Origin of the sequence: Mesorhizobium sp. M7A.F.Ca.US.005.03.2.1, assembly GCF_003997795.1 — a bacterium.
Classification (GTDB): Bacteria; Pseudomonadota; Alphaproteobacteria; order Rhizobiales; family Rhizobiaceae; genus Mesorhizobium; species Mesorhizobium ciceri.
Genome location: NZ_RZRP01001429.1, coordinates 1 through 810, shown reverse-complemented (window position 1 = coordinate 810; position 810 = coordinate 1). Strand labels below are relative to the sequence as shown.

The 810-nt window shown below is 63.2% G+C and carries 1 protein-coding gene; it reads left to right on the top strand.

What is annotated here, in order from left to right; all coding sequences use genetic code 11:
- The coding region (locus tag EN991_RS38275; protein WP_206519363.1) for an FHIPEP family type III secretion protein at positions 1-810 on the top strand (810 nt) is incomplete at its 3' end.

Below are 810 nucleotides of genomic sequence, written 5' to 3'. Positions count from 1 at the left end.
ATTCAGCCCGGCGCGGCCGCCAAGAACGGCCGCGACGTCTTCTTCGCCATCGGCATCGTCATCATACTTGCCGTGCTGTTCCTGCCGATCCCGGCCTTTCTCATCGATGTCGGCCTCGCCTTTTCGATCGCGCTTTCGGTGCTGATCCTGATGGTGGCGCTGTGGATCCAGCGGCCGCTCGATTTTTCGTCTTTTCCAACCGTGCTGCTCATCGCCACCATGCTGCGGCTGTCGCTCAACATCGCCACCACGCGCATGATCCTGTCGCATGGCAATGAAGGGACGCATGCCGCCGGCTACGTCATCGCCGGCTTCTCCAAGCTGGTGATGGCCAGCGACTTCGTCATCGGCCTCATCGTCTTCATGATCCTGATCGTGGTGAACTTCATCGTCATCACCAAGGGCGCCACGCGTATCGCCGAAGTCGGCGCGCGCTTCACCCTCGATGCCATCCCCGGCAAGCAGATGTCGATTGACGCCGACCTCTCGGCCGGCATGATCGACGACAAGACCGCGCAGCTGCGCCGCCGTGAACTGGAAGAAGAATCTTCTTTCTTCGGCTCGATGGACGGCGCCTCGAAGTTCGTCCGCGGCGACGCCATCGCCGGCCTCATCATCACCGCCATCAACATCGTCGGCGGCATTGCCATCGGCTACATCAGGCACGGCATGGGCATGGGCGAAGCCGCCGACGTGTTCATCAAGCTGTCGGTCGGCGACGGCCTCGTCACCCAGATCCCGGCACTGATCGTGTCGCTCGCCGCCGGCCTGCTCGTCTCCAAGGGCGGCACCCGCGGCTCGACCAACCAG